We start from the raw sequence: 17,045 nt of genomic DNA, 5'->3' as shown, positions 1-17,045 counted from the left end.
TGCACGGCAGCCCAGGCGCTTTGACCGGCCTTGGCGCGGGCCACTATAATAAACGGGCGTGTACTACGTGCACGTATCTACAATCCACAAAATCAGGATGACCCGGCAAATCCACCGGATTTGCCGAGACCTGCGCCTGCGTTCAATAACGCGGGCGTGGTGGTTTGCCTGACCGACTAACTATCCACAACGGAGCCCCTACTACATGACCATCACCTCCACCGAGAAGCCCGGTACCCCCGTAGTCGCGATTAACGACATCGGTACCGCTGAGGACTTCCTCGCAGCTGTCGACGCCACCATCAAGTACTTCAACGACGGAGACCTCGTCGAAGGTACCGTCGTCAAGGTCGACCGCGACGAAGTTCTGCTCGACATCGGTTACAAGACCGAAGGTGTCATCCCCTCCCGCGAGCTTTCCATCAAGCACGACGTTGACCCCGGAGACGTCGTCTCCGTTGGCGATCAGGTCGAAGCCCTGGTGCTCACCAAGGAAGACAAAGAAGGCCGCCTGATCCTCTCCAAGAAGCGTGCTCAGTACGAGCGCGCCTGGGGCGACATCGAGAAGGTCAAGGAAGAAGACGGTGTCGTCACCGGTACCGTCATCGAGGTTGTCAAGGGTGGTCTTATCCTCGACATCGGTCTGCGTGGCTTCCTGCCCGCGTCCCTCGTCGAGATGCGCCGTGTGCGCGACCTCGCTCCGTACATCGGTCAGCAGATCGAAGCCAAGATCATCGAGCTGGACAAGAACCGCAACAACGTTGTGCTGTCCCGCCGTGCATGGCTCGAGCAGACCCAGTCCGAGGTCCGCTCCACGTTCCTCAACAAGCTGGAAAAGGGCCAGGTCCGTCCCGGCGTCGTTTCCTCCATCGTCAACTTCGGTGCCTTCGTGGACCTTGGCGGCGTAGACGGCCTCGTCCACGTTTCCGAGCTGTCCTGGAAGCACATCGACCACCCGTCCGAGGTTGTCGAAGTTGGCCAGGAAGTCACCGTCGAGGTTCTCGAGGTCGACCTGGACCGCGAGCGCGTCTCCCTGTCGCTCAAGGCTACGCAGGAAGACCCGTGGCAGACCTTCGCCCGCACCCACGCCCTCGGCCAGGTTGTTCCGGGTAAGGTCACCAAGCTGGTTCCGTTCGGTGCGTTCGTTCGCGTCGAAGACGGCATCGAAGGCCTGGTCCACATCTCCGAGCTCGCTGTCCGCCACGTTGAGCTGGCTGAGCAGGTTGTCTCCGTTGGTGACGAGCTGTTCGTCAAGGTCATCGACATCGACCTCGAGCGCCGCCGCATCTCCCTCTCCCTCAAGCAGGCTAACGAGGGCGTTGACGCCGACAGCACCGAATTCGATCCGGCACTCTACGGCATGGCCGCTGAGTACGACGAAGAGGGCAACTACAAGTACCCGGAGGGCTTCGACCCGGAGTCCAACGAGTGGCTTGAAGGCTACGAGAACCAGCGCGCTGCCTGGGAGCAGCAGTACGCTGACGCCCAGACCCGCTGGGAAGCACACAAGAAGCAGGTTGCCCAGCACGCTGCCGACGACGCTGCAGCTGCAACGTCCGGCGACAGCGACTCCGGCACCACCAGCTACTCCTCCGAGCCGGCTGCAACCGAGACCGGTGCAGGCACGCTTGCTTCGGACGAGGCTCTTGCAGCACTGCGCGAGAAGCTGACCGGCAACTAATTGCCCCAGCGCTGGTGACACCGGCGTGCTGCTAGCCGGCCCCTAAGGCCGGAGAGCAGGACGCCGGCACAGCACGCGGAAAGGTGGCCGTCCCWTCGGGGACGGCCACCTTTTTGCATATGTCCGGTGCGTATCACCGCGCGCTGTGTGGGCTAACACCAGTAACCCTGGGAAGCAAGAAACTAAGCTGATTAATAATCAGCAGCGGAGCGGCCCGTCAACCCAGTCCGTGCCCTCCGGCTCCAGGTCCGCTCTTCCGGCCGTCATGGCGGCGAGCCGCCCGGCCGCATCTGCCAGGACACGCGGTGAGTCCGGCAGGGCGAGCCGCAGGACTGTTGACTCATAACCGGTTTCGGCCATGACGTAGCCGGCGGCCCGGAGATCGTTCTCCAGGCGCCCGGCCGCGGCATGGGCCACCCGGACGGCACAGAGGCGCAGCCGGCTGCGGTTCACCAGGGGAGCGAGTTCGAGGGCTGCGGACACCGATTCGGAGTAGGCGCGCACCAGCCCGCCGGCACCCAGGAGTATTCCGCCAAAGTAACGCACGACGACGGCACTGATGTCGCTGAGGTCCGTCACCCCCGGGGCGGTTTCCCGCCGGATCAGCGCCTCCAGCATGGGGATCCCGGCCGTCCCGGAGGGTTCGCCGTCGTCGCTGGAGCGCTGGATGTCCCGGTCCGGGCCCAGAACGAACGCCGAGCAATGGTGCCGGGCGTCGTGGAATTCGCGGCGCAGGCCCGCCACCAGGGCCCGTGCGCCGTCTTCGCTGTCCGTGCGGCGCAGCACTGTTATGAAACGCGATCGCTTGATCTCCAGCTCGTGGCGGAAATCGGGTCCAGCGGCAAGGGTCGTGTATGACGACGTCCTGCTCTCCTGGGAATCTGCGTCGTCAGCCACCGGTTCAGTTTAGTCTTGGGGAGTGCTGAAGATCGGATTGACGGGCGGCATCGCCTCGGGGAAATCGATGGTGGCGTCACGCCTTCAGGAGCTGGGGGCGGTCCTCGTCGACGCAGACGCCATAGCCCGCGATGTTGTGGAGCCGGGCACGCCTGGCCTAGCCGCGGTGGTGCAGACGTTCGGGCCGGATATCCTCGGCGCCGACGGGCGGCTGGACCGGCCGCGGCTCGGGGCCGTCGTGTTCGGGGACCAGGAACGGCGGGCAGTGCTGAATGGCATTGTCCATCCCCTGGTGCGGCAGCAGGCCGCCGCGGTGATCGCCGCCGCCCCCGCGGACGCCGTCGTGGTCCAGGACATCCCGCTCCTGGTGGAAACCGGTCAGGAAAGCAGTTTTCATCTCGTGGTTGTGGTGGATGCGGCGGGAGACGTCCGGGTCCGGCGGATGGTCGAGCACCGCAACATGACCGAGGAAGAGGCCCGCTCCCGGATGGCGGCCCAGGCGGCCCGTAATGTCAGGCTCGCGGCCGCCGACGTCGTGCTGGACAACTCCGGGACGCCGGAGGACCTGCGGCTTGCCGTGGACCGGCTGTGGGAGGACCGGCTCGTGCCCTTTGCCCGGAACGTCAGCAAAGCTGCCGTTGCTCCCCGGCATGGTGGACCGGTATTGGCCGCGCACGACCCTGACTGGCGACGTCAGGCATCCCTGCTCATGGCCCGGCTCCGGGCGGCCGCCCCTGACGACGTCCTGGCCGTGGACCACATCGGATCCACGGCCGTGCCCGGACTCTCCGCCAAGAACGTCATCGACCTTCAGCTGGCGGTGAAGGACATGGACGCGGCGGACCGCATCGCGCCATTGCTGGGCGACGCCGGCTTCCCCGTCTGGCCAGGGGTCCTGCTCGACAGCCCCACCTCACAACATTCGGATCCCGCAGCGTGGTCCAAGCGGCTCCACGGCAGCGCGGATCCGGGACGTCCCGTCAACGTCCATGTCCGCGTGGCCGGCTCGCCTGGCTGGCGGTTCGCCCTGTGCTTCCGCGACTGGCTCACCGCGGACCAGGCTGCGCGGGATGCCTACGGGGCCGAGAAACACCGGGTCGCGGCACTCCATGCCTCAGACTCCTCCACGTCCGGGTACGCCGCGGACAAGGAACCCTGGTTCACGGAGACCGCCGGACCGGAAATGGAGCGGTGGGCCGAAAGCAGCGGCTGGCGGCCGCCGTCGTGGGAATCCGGGAGCACCTCCGGCGGCACGTCCGGCACAGCCTAAAGCTGAATCAGGAGTTCCTGTCCGTGCCCCGCTGTAGATTAGGTACATGAGTCTTGCCCAGGAAATCAACCGCATCGTGGCGCCCTTCGAGGTCATCAGCGAGTTCCAGCCGGCGGGTGACCAGCCAGCCGCCATCGCGGAACTGACCGAACGAATCAAGAACGGTGAGAAGGACGTCGTGCTGCTGGGCGCCACCGGTACAGGCAAGAGCGCGACAACGGCCTGGCTGATCGAGCAGGTCCAGCGGCCTACCCTGGTGATGGTGCAGAACAAGACCCTCGCTGCGCAGCTGGCCAACGAATTCCGCGAACTGCTCCCGAACAACGCGGTCGAGTACTTCGTCTCCTACTACGACTACTACCAGCCGGAAGCCTACGTGGCGCAGACGGACACCTTCATCGAAAAGGACTCGTCCGTCAACGAGGAAGTGGAGCGGCTCCGGCACTCCGCCACCAACGCTCTGCTGACGCGCAGGGACGTGATTGTGGTGGCTACGGTCTCCTGCATCTACGGCCTCGGCACTCCGGAAGAATACATCGCCGGCATGGTGACCCTCCGGAAGGGGGCGGAGATGAACCGCGACGATCTGCTCCGGAAATTTGTCTCCATGCAGTACGCCCGCAACGACATGGACTTCCACCGCGGCACGTTCCGCGTCCGCGGCGATACCGTGGAGATCATTCCGATGTACGAAGAGCTGGCCATCCGGATCGAGTTCTTCGGGGACGAGATTGAGAACATCCACACCCTTCATCCGCTGACCGGTGAAGTGATCCGGGACGAGGAGGAAATGTACGTCTTCCCGGCATCGCACTACGTGGCCGGTCCGGAACGCATGAGCAGGGCGATCAAGAGAATCGAAGACGAACTGGCCGAGCGCCTCGCGGTACTGGAAGGCCAGAACAAGCTCGTCGAAGCCCAGCGGCTCCGGATGCGCACCACCTATGACCTGGAAATGATGCAGCAGATGGGGTTCTGCAACGGCATTGAGAACTACTCCTCGCATATCGACGGCCGCGCCCGCGGGACCGCTCCGCACTGCCTCATCGACTACTTCCCGGACGACTTCCTCCTGGTGATTGATGAGTCCCACGTCACCGTGCCGCAGATCGGCGCCATGTACGAGGGCGACATGTCCCGCAAACGGAACCTGGTGGACCACGGCTTCAGGCTGCCCTCGGCGATGGACAACCGACCGCTCAAGTGGGACGAGTTCCAGGACCGCGTGGGTCAGGCGGTTTACCTGTCCGCTACCCCGGGCAAGTACGAGCTCGGCAAGGCCGACGGTTTCGTCCAGCAGATCATCCGGCCCACCGGCCTGATCGATCCCGAGGTCGTCGTCAAGCCCACCAAGGGCCAGATCGACGACCTCCTGGGTGAGATCCGGACCCGCACCGAGAAGAACGAACGCGTCCTGGTCACCACCCTCACCAAACGGATGGCAGAGGACCTCACCGACTACCTGCTGGGGCACGGCGTCAAAGTGGAGTACCTGCACTCGGACGTGGACACCCTCCGCCGTGTGGAACTGCTCCGCGAACTGCGCATGGGTGTCTTCGACGTTCTCGTAGGCATCAACCTGCTCCGAGAAGGCCTCGACCTCCCGGAGGTGTCGCTGGTCAGCATCCTGGACGCGGACAAGGAAGGCTTCCTGCGCTCCTCGACATCCCTGATCCAGACCATCGGGCGTGCCGCCCGCAACGTTTCCGGCCAGGTTCACATGTACGCGGACCGGATCACAGACTCGATGGCGCACGCGATCGACGAGACGAACCGGCGCCGCGCTATCCAGGTTGCCTACAACACGGAGCGCGGGATCGATCCCCAACCGCTCCGGAAGAAGATCGCGGACATCACGGACCAGCTCGCCAAGGAGGACGCCGACACCCAGGAGCTGCTGAACAACAACCGCCTGGCCAAGGGCGGCAAGCGGGGTAAGTCCGCGGCAAAGGGGGCAGCTACCGTGCGCGCGGACGGGCTCGCGGCCGCGCCGGCCGAGGACCTGGTGGGACTGATCGAGCAGCTGACCGAGCAGATGCACGGAGCTGCCGCGGAACTTCAGTTCGAGCTCGCGGCCCGGCTCCGCGACGAAGTGTCCGAGCTCAAAAAGGAACTGCGCCAGATGCAGGCTGCCGGCCACGCCTGAGCGGGTTGGCCAAAGCCAATGCGGGGGCGTTGTGTCCGGACAGTGGAACGCTGTCCGGGCTTTGGCACGTCCAGGGCGCGGGCAAGTGCCGGTGTGGGGTAAAGTTGAGGTCACGTAGGGGAGTATCCCAAGCGCTACGAACGTCAACACGCAAGGCACAGATGCCCTGCCGGGCGTAGCGGGCAACCACATCAGCACCAAGTGCATAGGTTCGCCGGAGAGACTTACACCGGTTTTCTGTACCCTGCGAAAGGTATCCCTGTGCAACTTCCCGTCTGGTTCGAGGTCGGCTCGTTCGTCGTCCTCGGCATCATCCTCGCTCTGGACCTGCTCCTGGTGCTGCGGCGCCCGCATGAGCCCTCGATGAAGGAAGCCGGCCTCTGGGTGACGTTCTACGTGGCCCTGGCCCTGCTTTTTGCCGGCGCAATGTTCCTGTTTACCGGCCCGGAGTTCGGCGGCCAGTTCGTTGCTGGCTGGGTGACTGAGTACAGCCTCAGCATCGACAACCTCTTCGTGTTCATCATCATCATGGCGCGCTTCTCCGTGCCGCGTAAGTACCAGCAGGAAGTGCTGATGGTGGGCATCATCATCGCCCTGATCCTGCGCGGCATCTTCATCATGCTCGGCGCCATTGTCATCGAGCAGTTCAGCTGGGTCTTCTACATCTTCGGTGCCTTCCTGCTCTGGACCGCTTGGAAGCAGGCCCAGGACGAAGGCGAAGACGAAGAGGACAAGGAAAATCCCCTCATTGCCCGCATCCGCAAGGTGATACCGATGTCGGAGAAGTTCGACGGCGGCAAGCTCCGCACCGTTGTGAACGGCAAGAAGGTCTTCACGCCGATGCTGATCGTCTTTGTGACCATCGGCATGACGGACCTGCTGTTCGCCGTGGACTCCATTCCGGCAATCTTCGGCCTGACCCAGAGCGCGTTCATCGTCTTCACCGCCAACATTTTCGCCCTCATGGGATTGCGGCAGCTCTACTTCCTGCTCGGCGGCCTGATGAACCGCCTCATTTACCTGAAGCACGCACTGTCGGTCATTCTGGCGTTCATCGGCGTGAAGCTCGTGCTGCACGCCATGCACGTTAACGAACTTCCGTTCATCAACGGCGGCCACCACATCGAGTGGGCCCCGGAGATCCCCACGTACGTCTCCCTCGCGGTCATCGTGGGCACCATCATCATCGCCGTGATCGCGAGCCTGGTCAGTTCCGGCGCACAGAAGGCCAAACTGGACGCCCGCCTCGAGGAGGACGCCCGGAAGAGCCTGAGCGACGTCGACTAGGTTTAGCAGGCGCCCAGTTCAGCGGGCGGCAGCCACGCTTGGCGGCGCTGAACAGACAACCCCGGCCGGCGGCCGGGGTTGTCTGTTTTTGCTATGCAGGCGGCGGGGGCTGAAGTGTCCGTTCGCGCCGGGGCGGAGGCTGTGTGCTGTCGTCAGCTGCGGACTGAACGGACCATGCCCAGCAGGCGGCTGAAGATCGCCTCGCCGTCGTCGGCAATGCCGTCGTGGTGGAAATCGCTTGATTCCCAGGTCTGCAGCCCCCGGACGGCTGCTGCAGTCTCCAGCGAGAGGCCCCGCTCCACATAAATGTCGTCGCTGTACACGGCGGCGGCGGCCGGGACGGTATTGGCTGCCAGCTGCGCTGTGTCGTACAGCGGCTTCCAGTCCGTCTTCGCGGCCAGCAGCTCCGCCACGTCTTTCAGCGGGCGCAGTGCCGCGTCCTGCTCGAAGTACCACGGGTAGACCATTTCGCCGGTCAGGAGCACCTCCGGGGCGTTCGGGCTAAACTCCGGGAACTCCCTGAGGACCCGCCATGCGGCCCAGTCCGTTGCCCGTCCCTGGCCGTAGATGGATTCGTGCATCAGCGCGTAGAGAGGGTTGCCCGCCCGAGAGACCAGCGAGCGGACCTGCTCCAGGAAGGCATCGGACAGCCGCGCACCGCGGGGTGTGTCCACGAAGGCGTCTTCCAGCAGGTGGTGCAAACCGTCCACCCGGGTGTTCCCGCCGAGGAAGGAGCCCACCATCTGGAACCGTTCCACGGTCAGGCGTTCGCCGCCCGGCAGGAATTCCTCGGTGTCGCGCAGGTGGCGGGCGATCCGGTTCACGGCCCCGCGGTCTTCCGGGTACCAGCCGTAATACTCGGCATTGCGGGCGGCCACGCGCTTGAACGTCTCGCGGTAGACCCTGTCGGCGGGTCCGGTGAGCGGGGCCAGGCCGCCGGTGATGAGGACCTCGCGCAGGCCGTCTGGCGCGAACGAGAGGTAGGTCAGTGCGCAGAAGCCGCCGTAGCTCTGCCCGTAGATGGTCCACGGCTCCGAGCCCAGGGCATGGCGAATCAGCTCGGCGTCGGCAACGATTGAATCGGCCCGGAAATGTTCAAGGTAACGGGCCTGGGCCGGGGCGTCACCGCGCGCGGGCAGCGTGTTGCGGTCGATGGGGGAGGACAGCCCGGTGCCCCGCTGGTCCAGCATGAGGATGCGGAAGTCCTTCGCGGCCGCCTTGCTCCAGCCGCCCAGGGACATCAGCCGGTTGCCGCGGCCGCCGGGGCCGCCCTGCAGGTACACGAGCCACGGCAGGCGTTCCGCGGCCGCTTCGCTGTGTTCTGTCGAGACGTATTCGCGGGCGAACACCGTGATGGTCTCGGAGTCCGCGCCGTTTGCGGCTGGACTGAAATGGTCCAGCGGGACGGAGAAGTAGTGTTCCGCGGTGCGCATCCCGCGGTATTCGTGCCTCGCGCGGACAGTATGGATGGCGGCATCCACCGCAGCCTCAGCCACGGACGCCGGCCCCGCTGCGGGTTCCGAACGCCGCCAGGGCGGCGCCGGTAAGCCGGAAGGTGGACCATTCCTCCATCGGGTTGGCACCGAGGTTCCGGTAGAAACTGATGGACGGTTCGTTCCAGTCCAGGACACTCCACTCAACCCGTGCGTAACCGCGTTCGACGGCGGTGGCGGCCAGATGCTGCAGCAGCGCCTTACCGTGGCCTTCGCCCCGCGCCTCCGGAGTGACGTAGAGGTCCTCCAGGTAGATGCCGTGGACACCTTCCCAGGTCGAGTAGTTCAGGAACCACAGTGCGAAGCCCCGGACCTGCCCGGCGTCGTTCTCCGCCATGTGGGCAAACACACGGGGGGTGTCGCCGAACAGCGCGGCCGTCAGCATCTCCGGAGTGTTCCGGACGGCGTCCGGTTCCTTCTCATAGATGGCCAGTTCATGGATCATCTGCAGGATTGCGGGGACGTCGTCTGGGGTTGCGGGACGGATTGCGCTCATGTATCCGAGCTTACTGTGTCCTCCCGTAAGGGGCTGGCCGTCAGAGCCTGTTGACCTCGGTCACCCGGACAACGGCGGTGCCGGTTTCGTCGGAGGCGGCCAGATCCACTTCGGCGGAGATGCCCCAGTCGTGGTTGCGGGCGGGGTCGTCGAAGATCTGGCGGACCTTCCATGCTTCCGGCCCCTCGGTGATCATCAGCAGTCCCGGCCCGCGGGCGTCGGGGCCGGTACCGATGTCGTCGTGTTCGTCGAAGTAGTCGTCCAGGACGTTCTCCCACCGGTCGGCGTCCCAGCCTGCATCGCCGTCGAGCTCGCCCAGCGCGGCCGCATTCTCGTCCGCGAAAAGCTCCACGCGCCGGAACATCTCGTTCCTGACCATGACGCGGAAGGCGCGGATGTTCGACGTCAGCGACGGCGGCGGGGGAGGCGGGGCGTCGTGGGGAGTCGGCGCCGCACCGGACGTCAGCTCCTCCCACTCGTCCAGCAGGCTCGAGTCGACCTGGCGGACCAGCTCGCCGAGCCAGGCGATGAGGTCCTCGAGATCATCCCGAAGGGCGTCCTGCGGCACGGTCTGCCGCAGGGCCTTGAAGCCGTCGGCGAGGTACCGCAGCACGATGCCTTCGGAGCGGGCCAGCCCGTAGAACTGGACGAACTCGCCGAAGTTCATGGCGCGTTCGTACATGTCCCGGATGATGGACTTCGGCGCCAGTTCAAAGTCGCCCACCCACGGCGCCGCCTTCCGGTAGACCTCGAAGGCTTCACCAAGGATTTCCCCGAGGGGCTGCGGGTACGTGACCTCATCGAGCATCGCCATGCGCTGGTCGTACTCGATGCCGTCCGCCTTCATCGCGGCGATGGCCTCACCCCGGGCCTTCTTCTGCTGGGCGGAGAGGATCTGACGCGGCTTTTCCAGCGTGGACTCGATGACAGAGACCACATCCAGTGCGTACGACGGCGATTCCGGATCCAGCAGTTCCAGCGCGGCCAGGGCAAAGGGGGAGAGCGGCTGGTTCAGGGCAAAGTTGGCCTGCAGATGGACTGTCAGGCGGACGCTCCTGCCGTCGGCGCCCTGCTCTGCCGGCGGGATGCGCTCTACCACCTCGGCGGCGAGCAGCTCGCGGTAAATCGCGAGCGCCTTCTTCATCAGCCGCAGCTGCGAAGGCCGCGTTTCATGGTTCTCGGTGAGCAGGCGCCGGGCAGCAGTGAAGGGATCACCGGGCCGTTCCATCAGGTTCATCAGCATCGCGTGGGTGACCGTGAAGCTGGAGGTGAGCGGGTCTGGAACAGATTCCACCAGGCGGTTGTAGGTGGGCTCGCCCCAGGACACGAAGCCTTCCGGCGGCTTCTTCTTGACCACCTGGCGCAGCTTCTTCTGGTCATCGCCGAACTTGGCGGTTGCCTTGGCCATCGCCTTGACGTTCTCGACCACGTGCTCCGGCGCCTGGACCACGACTGTGCCGGCGGTGTCGTAGCCGGCCCGGCCCGCGCGGCCGGCGATCTGATGGAATTCGCGGGAGTTGAGCAGGCGGGTGCGGACACCGTCGTATTTGCTCAGCGCGGTAAGCAGGACCGTACGGATGGGCACGTTGATGCCGACGCCCAGCGTGTCGGTGCCGCAGATGACCTTCAGCAGGCCCGCCTGGGCGAGCTGCTCCACCAGGCGGCGGTACTTGGGCAGCATGCCGGCGTGGTGCACGCCGATGCCGTGCCGGACCAGCCGGTTAAGGGTCTTGCCGAAGCCCGCGGCGAAGCGGAAGTTCGCGATCAGCTCGGCGATCCGGTCCTTCTCCTCGCGGCTGCAGACGTTGATGCTCATCAGCGTCTGGGCCCGTTCGATGGCTTCGGCCTGGCTGAAGTGAACCACATAGACGGGAACCTGCCTGGTGGACAGCAATTCCTCGAGCGTCTCGTGGACGGGGGTCTGGTGATAGTAGTAGTGCAGCGGAATAGGACGTTCCGCGGAACTGACGGTGGTGGTGGGCCGGCCCGTGAGCTCGGTCATCCCGGCCTCGAAGCGGCTCACGTCCCCGAGCGTGGCGGACATCAGGAGGAACTGGGCCTGCGGGAGCTCCAGGAGCGGGACCTGCCAGGCCCAGCCGCGCTGCGGATCCGCATAGAAATGGAACTCGTCCATGATGACCGCCCCAAGGTCCGCTGCGGCACCTTCCCGCAGCGCGATGTTGGCCAGGATTTCCGCCGTGCAGCAGATAATCGGGGCGTCCTGGTTGACGCCGGAATCGCCGGTGATCATGCCCACGTTCTCAGCCCCGAAAATGTCGCATAGGGCGAAGAACTTTTCCGAGACCAGGGCCTTGATGGGAGCCGTGTAGTAGCTGCGCTCCCCGCGGGCCATCGCCTGGAAGTGCGCGGCAATGGCCACTAGGGATTTGCCAGAACCGGTTGGTGTCGCAAGGATCACGTTGGCGCCGGAGGCGAATTCCATGATGGCTTCGTCCTGGGCGGCGTACAGCTCCAGTCCCCGGCTTTCCGTCCACTCCACGAACCGCAGGTAAAGAGTGTCCGGGTCAACCTCCGCCGTTGCGATCCGTGCGGCCGGGGAGGGGAGCTGTTCAACGAGTTTCATTGCTTTCCAGCTTAGTGCGTGTGCCTGCCTTGCGTGCTTTCTCCCGTGCCCGCCGCTAGGCTCGCGGTGGCTGCACGTTCAGGGCGGCCGCGGCGCAGGCTGACCGCACCTGACGCTGACCGCGCCGTCACGACCCACCGGAGGCCAAGTGCACTGGGATCCCGCGAAATACGTCCAGTTCGGCGACTACCGACAGCGCCCGTTTTTTGACCTGACCGGCCGCATAGACGCCGCCGCACCCCGTGAAGTGGTGGACCTGGGGTGCGGGCCGGGCAACCTGACGGCGGCCCTGGCGGAACGCTGGCCCGGGGCCCGGGTAGTGGGCCTCGATTCCTCGCCGGAGATGCTGTCCAAGGCTGAAATCCACGCGGCGGCACCGCGCCTGGAGTTCCGCCTCGGCGACATTGCCGGCTGGACGCCGTCGCCCGAGACCGACGTTGTGGTGAGCAACGCCGCGCTGCAGTGGATCCCGGAACACCGGGAACTGCTCCCAGGTTGGCTGGAAGCGCTGGGGCCGGGTGCGTGGTTCGCGCTCCAAGTGCCGGGCAACTTCGAGTCCCCTTCCCACACGCTCATGCGGGAACTCGCCGAGTCGCCGGGCTGGGCCGCAAGGCTCGACGGCGTCCTCCGCCACGATGACGCCGTTGCCGAGCCCTCACGGTACCTGGAGATCATGCTCGACGCCGGGTGCGCGGCTGATGCGTGGGAAACCACCTACCTGCAGCTGCTTTCCGGGGAAGACCCGGTGTTGGAGTGGGTGCGGGGGACAGGCCTGCGGCCTGTCCTGGCTGCTCTCACGCCGGAAGAGGGGGGCGAATTCGAGACCGAATATGCCGCGCTCCTGGCAAAGGCGTACCCCGCCACGGCCCATGGAACCGTCTTTCCGTTCCGAAGGATCTTCGCCGTGGCACGGAAGCTTTAGGGCGCGGTTCCCGGGTTCTTCTCCGGCCCTCTTTAATTGGGGCCGGCGGTGAACCGTAGGCGTTTCCGGCGCGTCTTTATAGACAACGAAGTGACGAATGTGATGTAGCTTACAATGGCGAGGCGGGCATGGGGACCGGTTAACCAGGCCCGTGTTCTGCCCCGGCGATGGAGGAGGCGCGGTGCTCTTTGGTTTGATGCGCCGCCTCCTCGGAGAACACCGCGCCACGGTGTGGGGCATCATCGTGCTGCAAATGCTCCAGACCGCCGGCAACCTGCTGCTCCCCACGCTGAACGCCAGCGTCATCGATGAAGGGATCCTGCCGCGGCGGACGGACGTGATCCTCCGCCTCGGCGGCTGGATGATCGGACTCTCCGTAGTCCAGGTGGCCGCCGCCCTCGGCGCGGGCTATCTCGGTGCCGCGGTGGCCATGAAGATCGGCCACCGTCTCCGGCGCGAACTTTTCGCTAAGGTCCAGGCCATGTCCTCCCAGGAAGTGGGTGCCTTCGGCGCTCCCAGCCTTGTCACCCGGGCCACGAACGACGTCCAGCAAATCCAGACCTTCGCCGTGCTGGTCTTCACCATGCTGGCCGCCGCGCCCGTCATGGGCATCGGCGGCATCATCCTGGCGATCCAGCAGGACGCGGCCCTGTCCGCCGTCGTGATCGCCATTGTTCCGCTCCTGATGGTCATCATGGCCCTCATTGTGCGGCGCCTGATTCCGCTCTACCGCCAGGGCCAGGCTCTGATCGACGGCGCAACCAGGATCCTGCGCGAACAGATCATCGGTGCCAGCGTTATCCGGTCCTTCGTACGCCAGGACCACGAGGCGGCACGCTTTGCCGAGGCGAACCGCAAACTGACGGGCAACAACCTCCAATCGGCCCTCCTCGTCGCCGGCATGCTGCCCATGATCATGATCGTGGTGAACCTGTCGTCCGTGACGGTGGTCTGGTTCGGCGGCCACCTCATCCAAAGCGGCCAGATGCAAGTGGGGGCACTCACGGCCTTCATCGCGTACATCCTGCAAATCCTGCTCGCCATCATGATGGCCATGTACGTGTTCATGACCGCTCCCCGCGCGGCCGTCTGCGCTGAGCGCATCCAGGGCGTGCTGGACGTGGACCCGGCCATTGCGGGTCCGTCCCCGATCTCCCCGACCGGCGCTTTCGTCGACGGCGCTTTCGTCGAGGGTGCCGCTGCTGGCGGAATATCCGACGCCGGCACGCCGACCGGAGGAACGGTGGAATTCCGAGACGTCGTTTTCGCCTATCCGGGCGCAGAAACTCCGGTTCTGGCCGGCATCTCTTTCACGGCCGGCCCCGGGTCCGTCACCGCCATCATCGGTTCCACGGGAAGCGGCAAGAGCACACTGCTGAATCTGCTGCCGCGCTTCCTGGACGCCGTCGGCGGTGAAATCCGGTTCGGCGGACGGGACATCCGCACACTGCAGCTGGACGAGCTGCGGGGCCGGATGGCGGTGGTTCCACAGCGTGCCTACCTCTTTTCCGGCACCATCGCAGGAAACCTGCGCATGGCATCGCCCGCGGCCACGGACGAAGACCTGTGGCTGGCCCTCCGGCGGGCGCAGGCGGAAGAGTTTGTCCGCAACCTCCCGAACGGCCTGAACGCCGCGGTCGGGCAGGGCGGGGCCGGACTTTCGGGTGGCCAGCGGCAGCGTCTCTGCATTGCGCGCGCCATTCTCCGCAAGGCGGAGCTTTTCCTCTTCGACGACAGCTTCTCCGCTCTGGACTACGCCACGGAAGCCAGTGTCCGGGAGGCGCTGGTGCCCGCCCTGGAATCAGCCACCGTGATCATTGTTGCCGAGCGGATTTCCAGCATCGTGGACGCCGGCCAAATCCTCGTCCTGAATGACGGCCGGCTGGTGGCCCAAGGGACCCACCCGGACCTCCTCCGGACTTCCCGGACCTACCGTGAGATCGCCGAATCGCAGCTCGCCCTGGACGAACTGCCATGAGAGGCGCACATGCCGCCGTGAGGCCGGTGAACATATTCTTGGCGGCTGCCGCCCGGCTCATCGGGCTGCTGCGTCCGGTCCGGGGCCGCATGTCCATTGCCGTTGCTGCCACCTGCGGTTTCGCAGCGCTCAACGTCGCGGCGCCGAAACTCCTCGGCGACGCCACGGACGTAGTGGTGGCGTCCTTTGTGGGCGGCACTTTAGACGAAGGCAAGCTGGCAGGGCTGCTCCTGTTGGTGGCGCTGATGTACGTCGGCACGTCGCTCTTCAACTGGCTTCAGGGCGCACTCACCGCCAGCGCCGTGCAGCGGCTCGTCTTCGGCCTCCGCTCTGCCGTCGAAGCAAAACTGCACCGGCTGCCGTCGTCGCACTTCCAGGAGCAGACGCGCGGTGACGTGCTCAGCCGGGCGACCAACGACGTCGACAATATCTCGCAGTCCCTCAACCAGTTGCTCACGCAGGTGATCATGGCCGTCCTCATGCTGTTGGGCTCACTGGCCATGATGCTCTGGATCTCGCCGCTGCTGGCGGCAATCGCCCTCATTTCCGTGCCGATATCCACTCTCATCACCGTGCTGATAGCCCGGAAGTCGCAGGCAGACTTCGCCGACCAGTGGGCTTCGACGGGAACGCTGAACGCCCACATCGAGGAATTCGTGACGGGCCACGAGGTGATCAAGGCATTTGGGCAGCAGGAAGCCGTGGCGGAGATTTTCGGGCACGGCAACGACCGCCTGGCCCGAACATCCGCCAGGGCACAATACGTTTCCGGCGCAGTGCAGCCGCTCATGGTGTTCATTGCAAACCTCAACTACGTGGCTGTGGCCGTGGTGGGTGCCCTCCAAGTCGCGGCCGGGACCATGACCATTGGCGGCATCCAGGCCTTCATCCAGTTCAGCAGGCTCTTCACGCAGCCCATGGGCCAGATCGGTGGAATGCTGACCCTGATGCAATCCTGCGCGGCGTCAGCGGAACGGGTTTTTTCCCTCCTGGACGCCGAAGAGATCCCTCCGGAGACTGCACCCGCCCTCCGGGAGCCAGAGAACCTGGGTGGGCGCATCGACTTCGATGACGTGACCTTCGGGTATGTCCCGGGCGTGCCCGCCGTGAGGGGGCTGACCTTTTCAGTCCTGCCAGGACAGACCGTGGCCATCGTCGGCCACACAGGCGCCGGGAAAACCACGGTAGTGAACCTGCTGATGCGTTTCTATGAGCTGGACTCCGGCCGAATCACTTTTGGCGGCACCGATATCGCCACCGTGCCGCTGGATTCACTGCGGTCCAACTTTGGTGTGGTGCTTCAGGACGTCTGGCTCTTCAGCGGGACGATCCGCGAAAATATTGAATACGGCTGGCCGGGGGCAAGCGACGCGGAGATCATTGCTGCAGCCGAAGCAACCCATGTTGACCACTTCGTCCGCGCCCTGCCGGGCGGCTACTCCACAGAGCTCGGGAACGACGGCGACTCGCTGAGCCAAGGGCAGCGGCAGCTCATCACCATTGCGCGGGCGGAACTGGCGGGGCGCGGCGTCCTGATTTTGGATGAGGCCACCAGCTCTGTCGACTCGCGGACAGAGGTGCAAATCCGGCTGGCCATGAACAGGCTGCGGCAGGGAAGGACCAGCTTCGTCATTGCCCACAGGTTGTCCACCATCCGCGACGCTGATCTAATCTTGGTCATGGATCACGGACGCATCGTTGAACAGGGAACCCACCAAAGCCTGCTGTCCGCGGGTGGACATTACACACGCCTCTACAACTCACAGTTCCGCCGCCTCGACCGGGCATACGTCACCGGGGACGCGGCAGCGGCGCGTGAGGGTGCGGGGCAGGGGAGTGCACGGCACCGGGGCGCCGGCAACGGTGGTACCGGGGTGTCGGCCCTGTGAGCGCCGGTCAGTCATTCCCCGGAGAGTGGAAACCCAACCACGGAAGTTCCGTGGCCCTCTACGAACAACTCCGGCTCCACGTCATCGAGCAGGCAGACCAGGGAAAGATTGCCCCCGGGACCCGGCTGCCCGCTGTCAGGAACCTTGCCGAGCTTCTCGGCGTCGCTCCCCACACGGTCGCCAGGGCCTACAAGGAGCTCGAAGCCGCCGGAGTTGTGGCCACCAAAGGGCGGAACGGGACGGTCGTGTGTGCCCGGGATGAACGCTGGGGTGCGCTCTCGGCGGCCGCCGCCGCATACGCCGACGCCGCCAAGTCGCAGGGCGCCAGCTTCGCCGAGGCCGTCCACCTGCTCGCCGCGGCCTACGACGCCGAATAGCAGGCCCGCATGGATATTCGAAGAA

At 65.4% G+C, this 17,045-nt stretch carries 12 protein-coding genes; 8 read left to right on the top strand and 4 right to left on the bottom strand.

From position 1 onward, the window contains the following. Positions 1-205 precede the first annotated feature (205 nt). Positions 206-1,681 carry a 30S ribosomal protein S1 gene (rpsA, locus tag AC1D14_RS20445; RefSeq protein WP_230117220.1) on the top strand — a complete coding sequence of 492 codons (1,476 nt, stop codon included), beginning with the start codon at positions 206-208 and terminating at the stop codon, positions 1,679-1,681. Between the two features lie 198 nt (positions 1,682-1,879). On the opposite strand, the gene AC1D14_RS20440 is transcribed toward rpsA, so the two are convergent. Beyond that, a complete protein-coding gene (locus AC1D14_RS20440; protein WP_476969101.1) occupies positions 1,880-2,578 on the bottom strand; it encodes an IMPACT family protein in 699 nt (232 codons plus the stop codon). A gap of 22 nt (positions 2,579-2,600) precedes the next feature. On the opposite strand from AC1D14_RS20440, the gene coaE reads away from it, so the two are divergent. From coaE to AC1D14_RS20425, 3 genes are all read left to right on the top strand, one after another. Next, on the top strand, positions 2,601-3,848 hold the full coding sequence (gene coaE / locus AC1D14_RS20435; protein ID WP_476969100.1) for a dephospho-CoA kinase: 1,248 nt from the start codon (positions 2,601-2,603) through the stop codon (positions 3,846-3,848). A gap of 46 nt (positions 3,849-3,894) precedes the next feature. Beyond that, complete coding sequence (gene uvrB, locus AC1D14_RS20430) at positions 3,895-5,994, top strand: excinuclease ABC subunit UvrB (RefSeq protein WP_230117217.1); 2,100 nt, start codon at positions 3,895-3,897, stop codon at positions 5,992-5,994. A gap of 261 nt (positions 5,995-6,255) precedes the next feature. Next, a complete protein-coding gene (locus AC1D14_RS20425) occupies positions 6,256-7,281 on the top strand; it encodes a TerC family protein (protein ID WP_476876818.1) in 1,026 nt (341 codons plus the stop codon). Between the two features lie 152 nt (positions 7,282-7,433). On the opposite strand, the gene AC1D14_RS20420 is transcribed toward AC1D14_RS20425, so the two are convergent. The 3 genes from AC1D14_RS20420 to AC1D14_RS20410 are packed head-to-tail and all read right to left on the bottom strand — an operon-like array spanning position 7,434 to position 11,854. Continuing rightward, positions 7,434-8,714, bottom strand: a complete 1,281-nt coding sequence (locus tag AC1D14_RS20420) for an alpha/beta fold hydrolase (RefSeq protein ID WP_230117315.1) — start codon at positions 8,712-8,714, stop codon at positions 7,434-7,436. 55 nt (positions 8,715-8,769) lie between these two features. Next, on the bottom strand, positions 8,770-9,270 hold the full coding sequence (locus tag AC1D14_RS20415) for a GNAT family N-acetyltransferase (protein WP_230117215.1): 501 nt from the start codon (positions 9,268-9,270) through the stop codon (positions 8,770-8,772). 40 nt (positions 9,271-9,310) lie between these two features. Beyond that, positions 9,311-11,854 carry a DEAD/DEAH box helicase gene (locus AC1D14_RS20410; RefSeq protein WP_230117214.1) on the bottom strand — a complete coding sequence of 848 codons (2,544 nt, stop codon included), beginning with the start codon at positions 11,852-11,854 and terminating at the stop codon, positions 9,311-9,313. Positions 11,855-12,002: 148 nt separating this feature from the next. On the opposite strand from AC1D14_RS20410, the gene AC1D14_RS20405 reads away from it, so the two are divergent. From AC1D14_RS20405 to AC1D14_RS20390, 4 genes are all read left to right on the top strand, one after another. Next, the gene (locus AC1D14_RS20405) at positions 12,003-12,776 is read left to right on the top strand and encodes a trans-aconitate 2-methyltransferase (protein WP_476969099.1); all 774 of its coding nucleotides are present in this window, start codon (positions 12,003-12,005) and stop codon (positions 12,774-12,776) included. A gap of 181 nt (positions 12,777-12,957) precedes the next feature. Then, a complete protein-coding gene (locus AC1D14_RS20400) occupies positions 12,958-14,754 on the top strand; it encodes an ABC transporter ATP-binding protein (protein WP_476969098.1) in 1,797 nt (598 codons plus the stop codon). Then, entirely contained in the window at positions 14,751-16,643 is a 1,893-nt protein-coding gene (locus AC1D14_RS20395) for an ABC transporter ATP-binding protein (protein ID WP_476876813.1), read from the top strand. The genes AC1D14_RS20400 and AC1D14_RS20395 overlap by 4 nt, the downstream gene beginning before the upstream one ends. Further along, a complete protein-coding gene (locus tag AC1D14_RS20390; protein ID WP_230117210.1) occupies positions 16,640-17,020 on the top strand; it encodes a GntR family transcriptional regulator in 381 nt (126 codons plus the stop codon). The genes AC1D14_RS20395 and AC1D14_RS20390 overlap by 4 nt, the downstream gene beginning before the upstream one ends. Positions 17,021-17,045: the final 25 nt, after the last annotated feature.

Source organism: Arthrobacter sp. P1_B11, assembly GCF_056406715.1.
Note: the sequence above shows the minus strand (reverse complement) of the source record. Positions and strands in the feature narration are given on the sequence as shown.

Coding starts and splice junctions, on each gene's coding strand:
- rpsA (WP_230117220.1), top strand. CDS start 206: ATGACCATCACCTCCACCGAGAAGCCCGGTACCCCCGTAGTCGCGATT.
- uvrB (WP_230117217.1), top strand. CDS start 3,895: ATGAGTCTTGCCCAGGAAATCAACCGCATCGTGGCGCCCTTCGAGGTC.
- AC1D14_RS20420 (WP_230117315.1), bottom strand. CDS start 8,714: ATGCGCACCGCGGAACACTACTTCTCCGTCCCGCTGGACCATTTCAGT.
- AC1D14_RS20415 (WP_230117215.1), bottom strand. CDS start 9,270: ATGAGCGCAATCCGTCCCGCAACCCCAGACGACGTCCCCGCAATCCTG.
- AC1D14_RS20410 (WP_230117214.1), bottom strand. CDS start 11,854: ATGAAACTCGTTGAACAGCTCCCCTCCCCGGCCGCACGGATCGCAACG.
- AC1D14_RS20395 (WP_476876813.1), top strand. CDS start 14,751: ATGAGAGGCGCACATGCCGCCGTGAGGCCGGTGAACATATTCTTGGCG.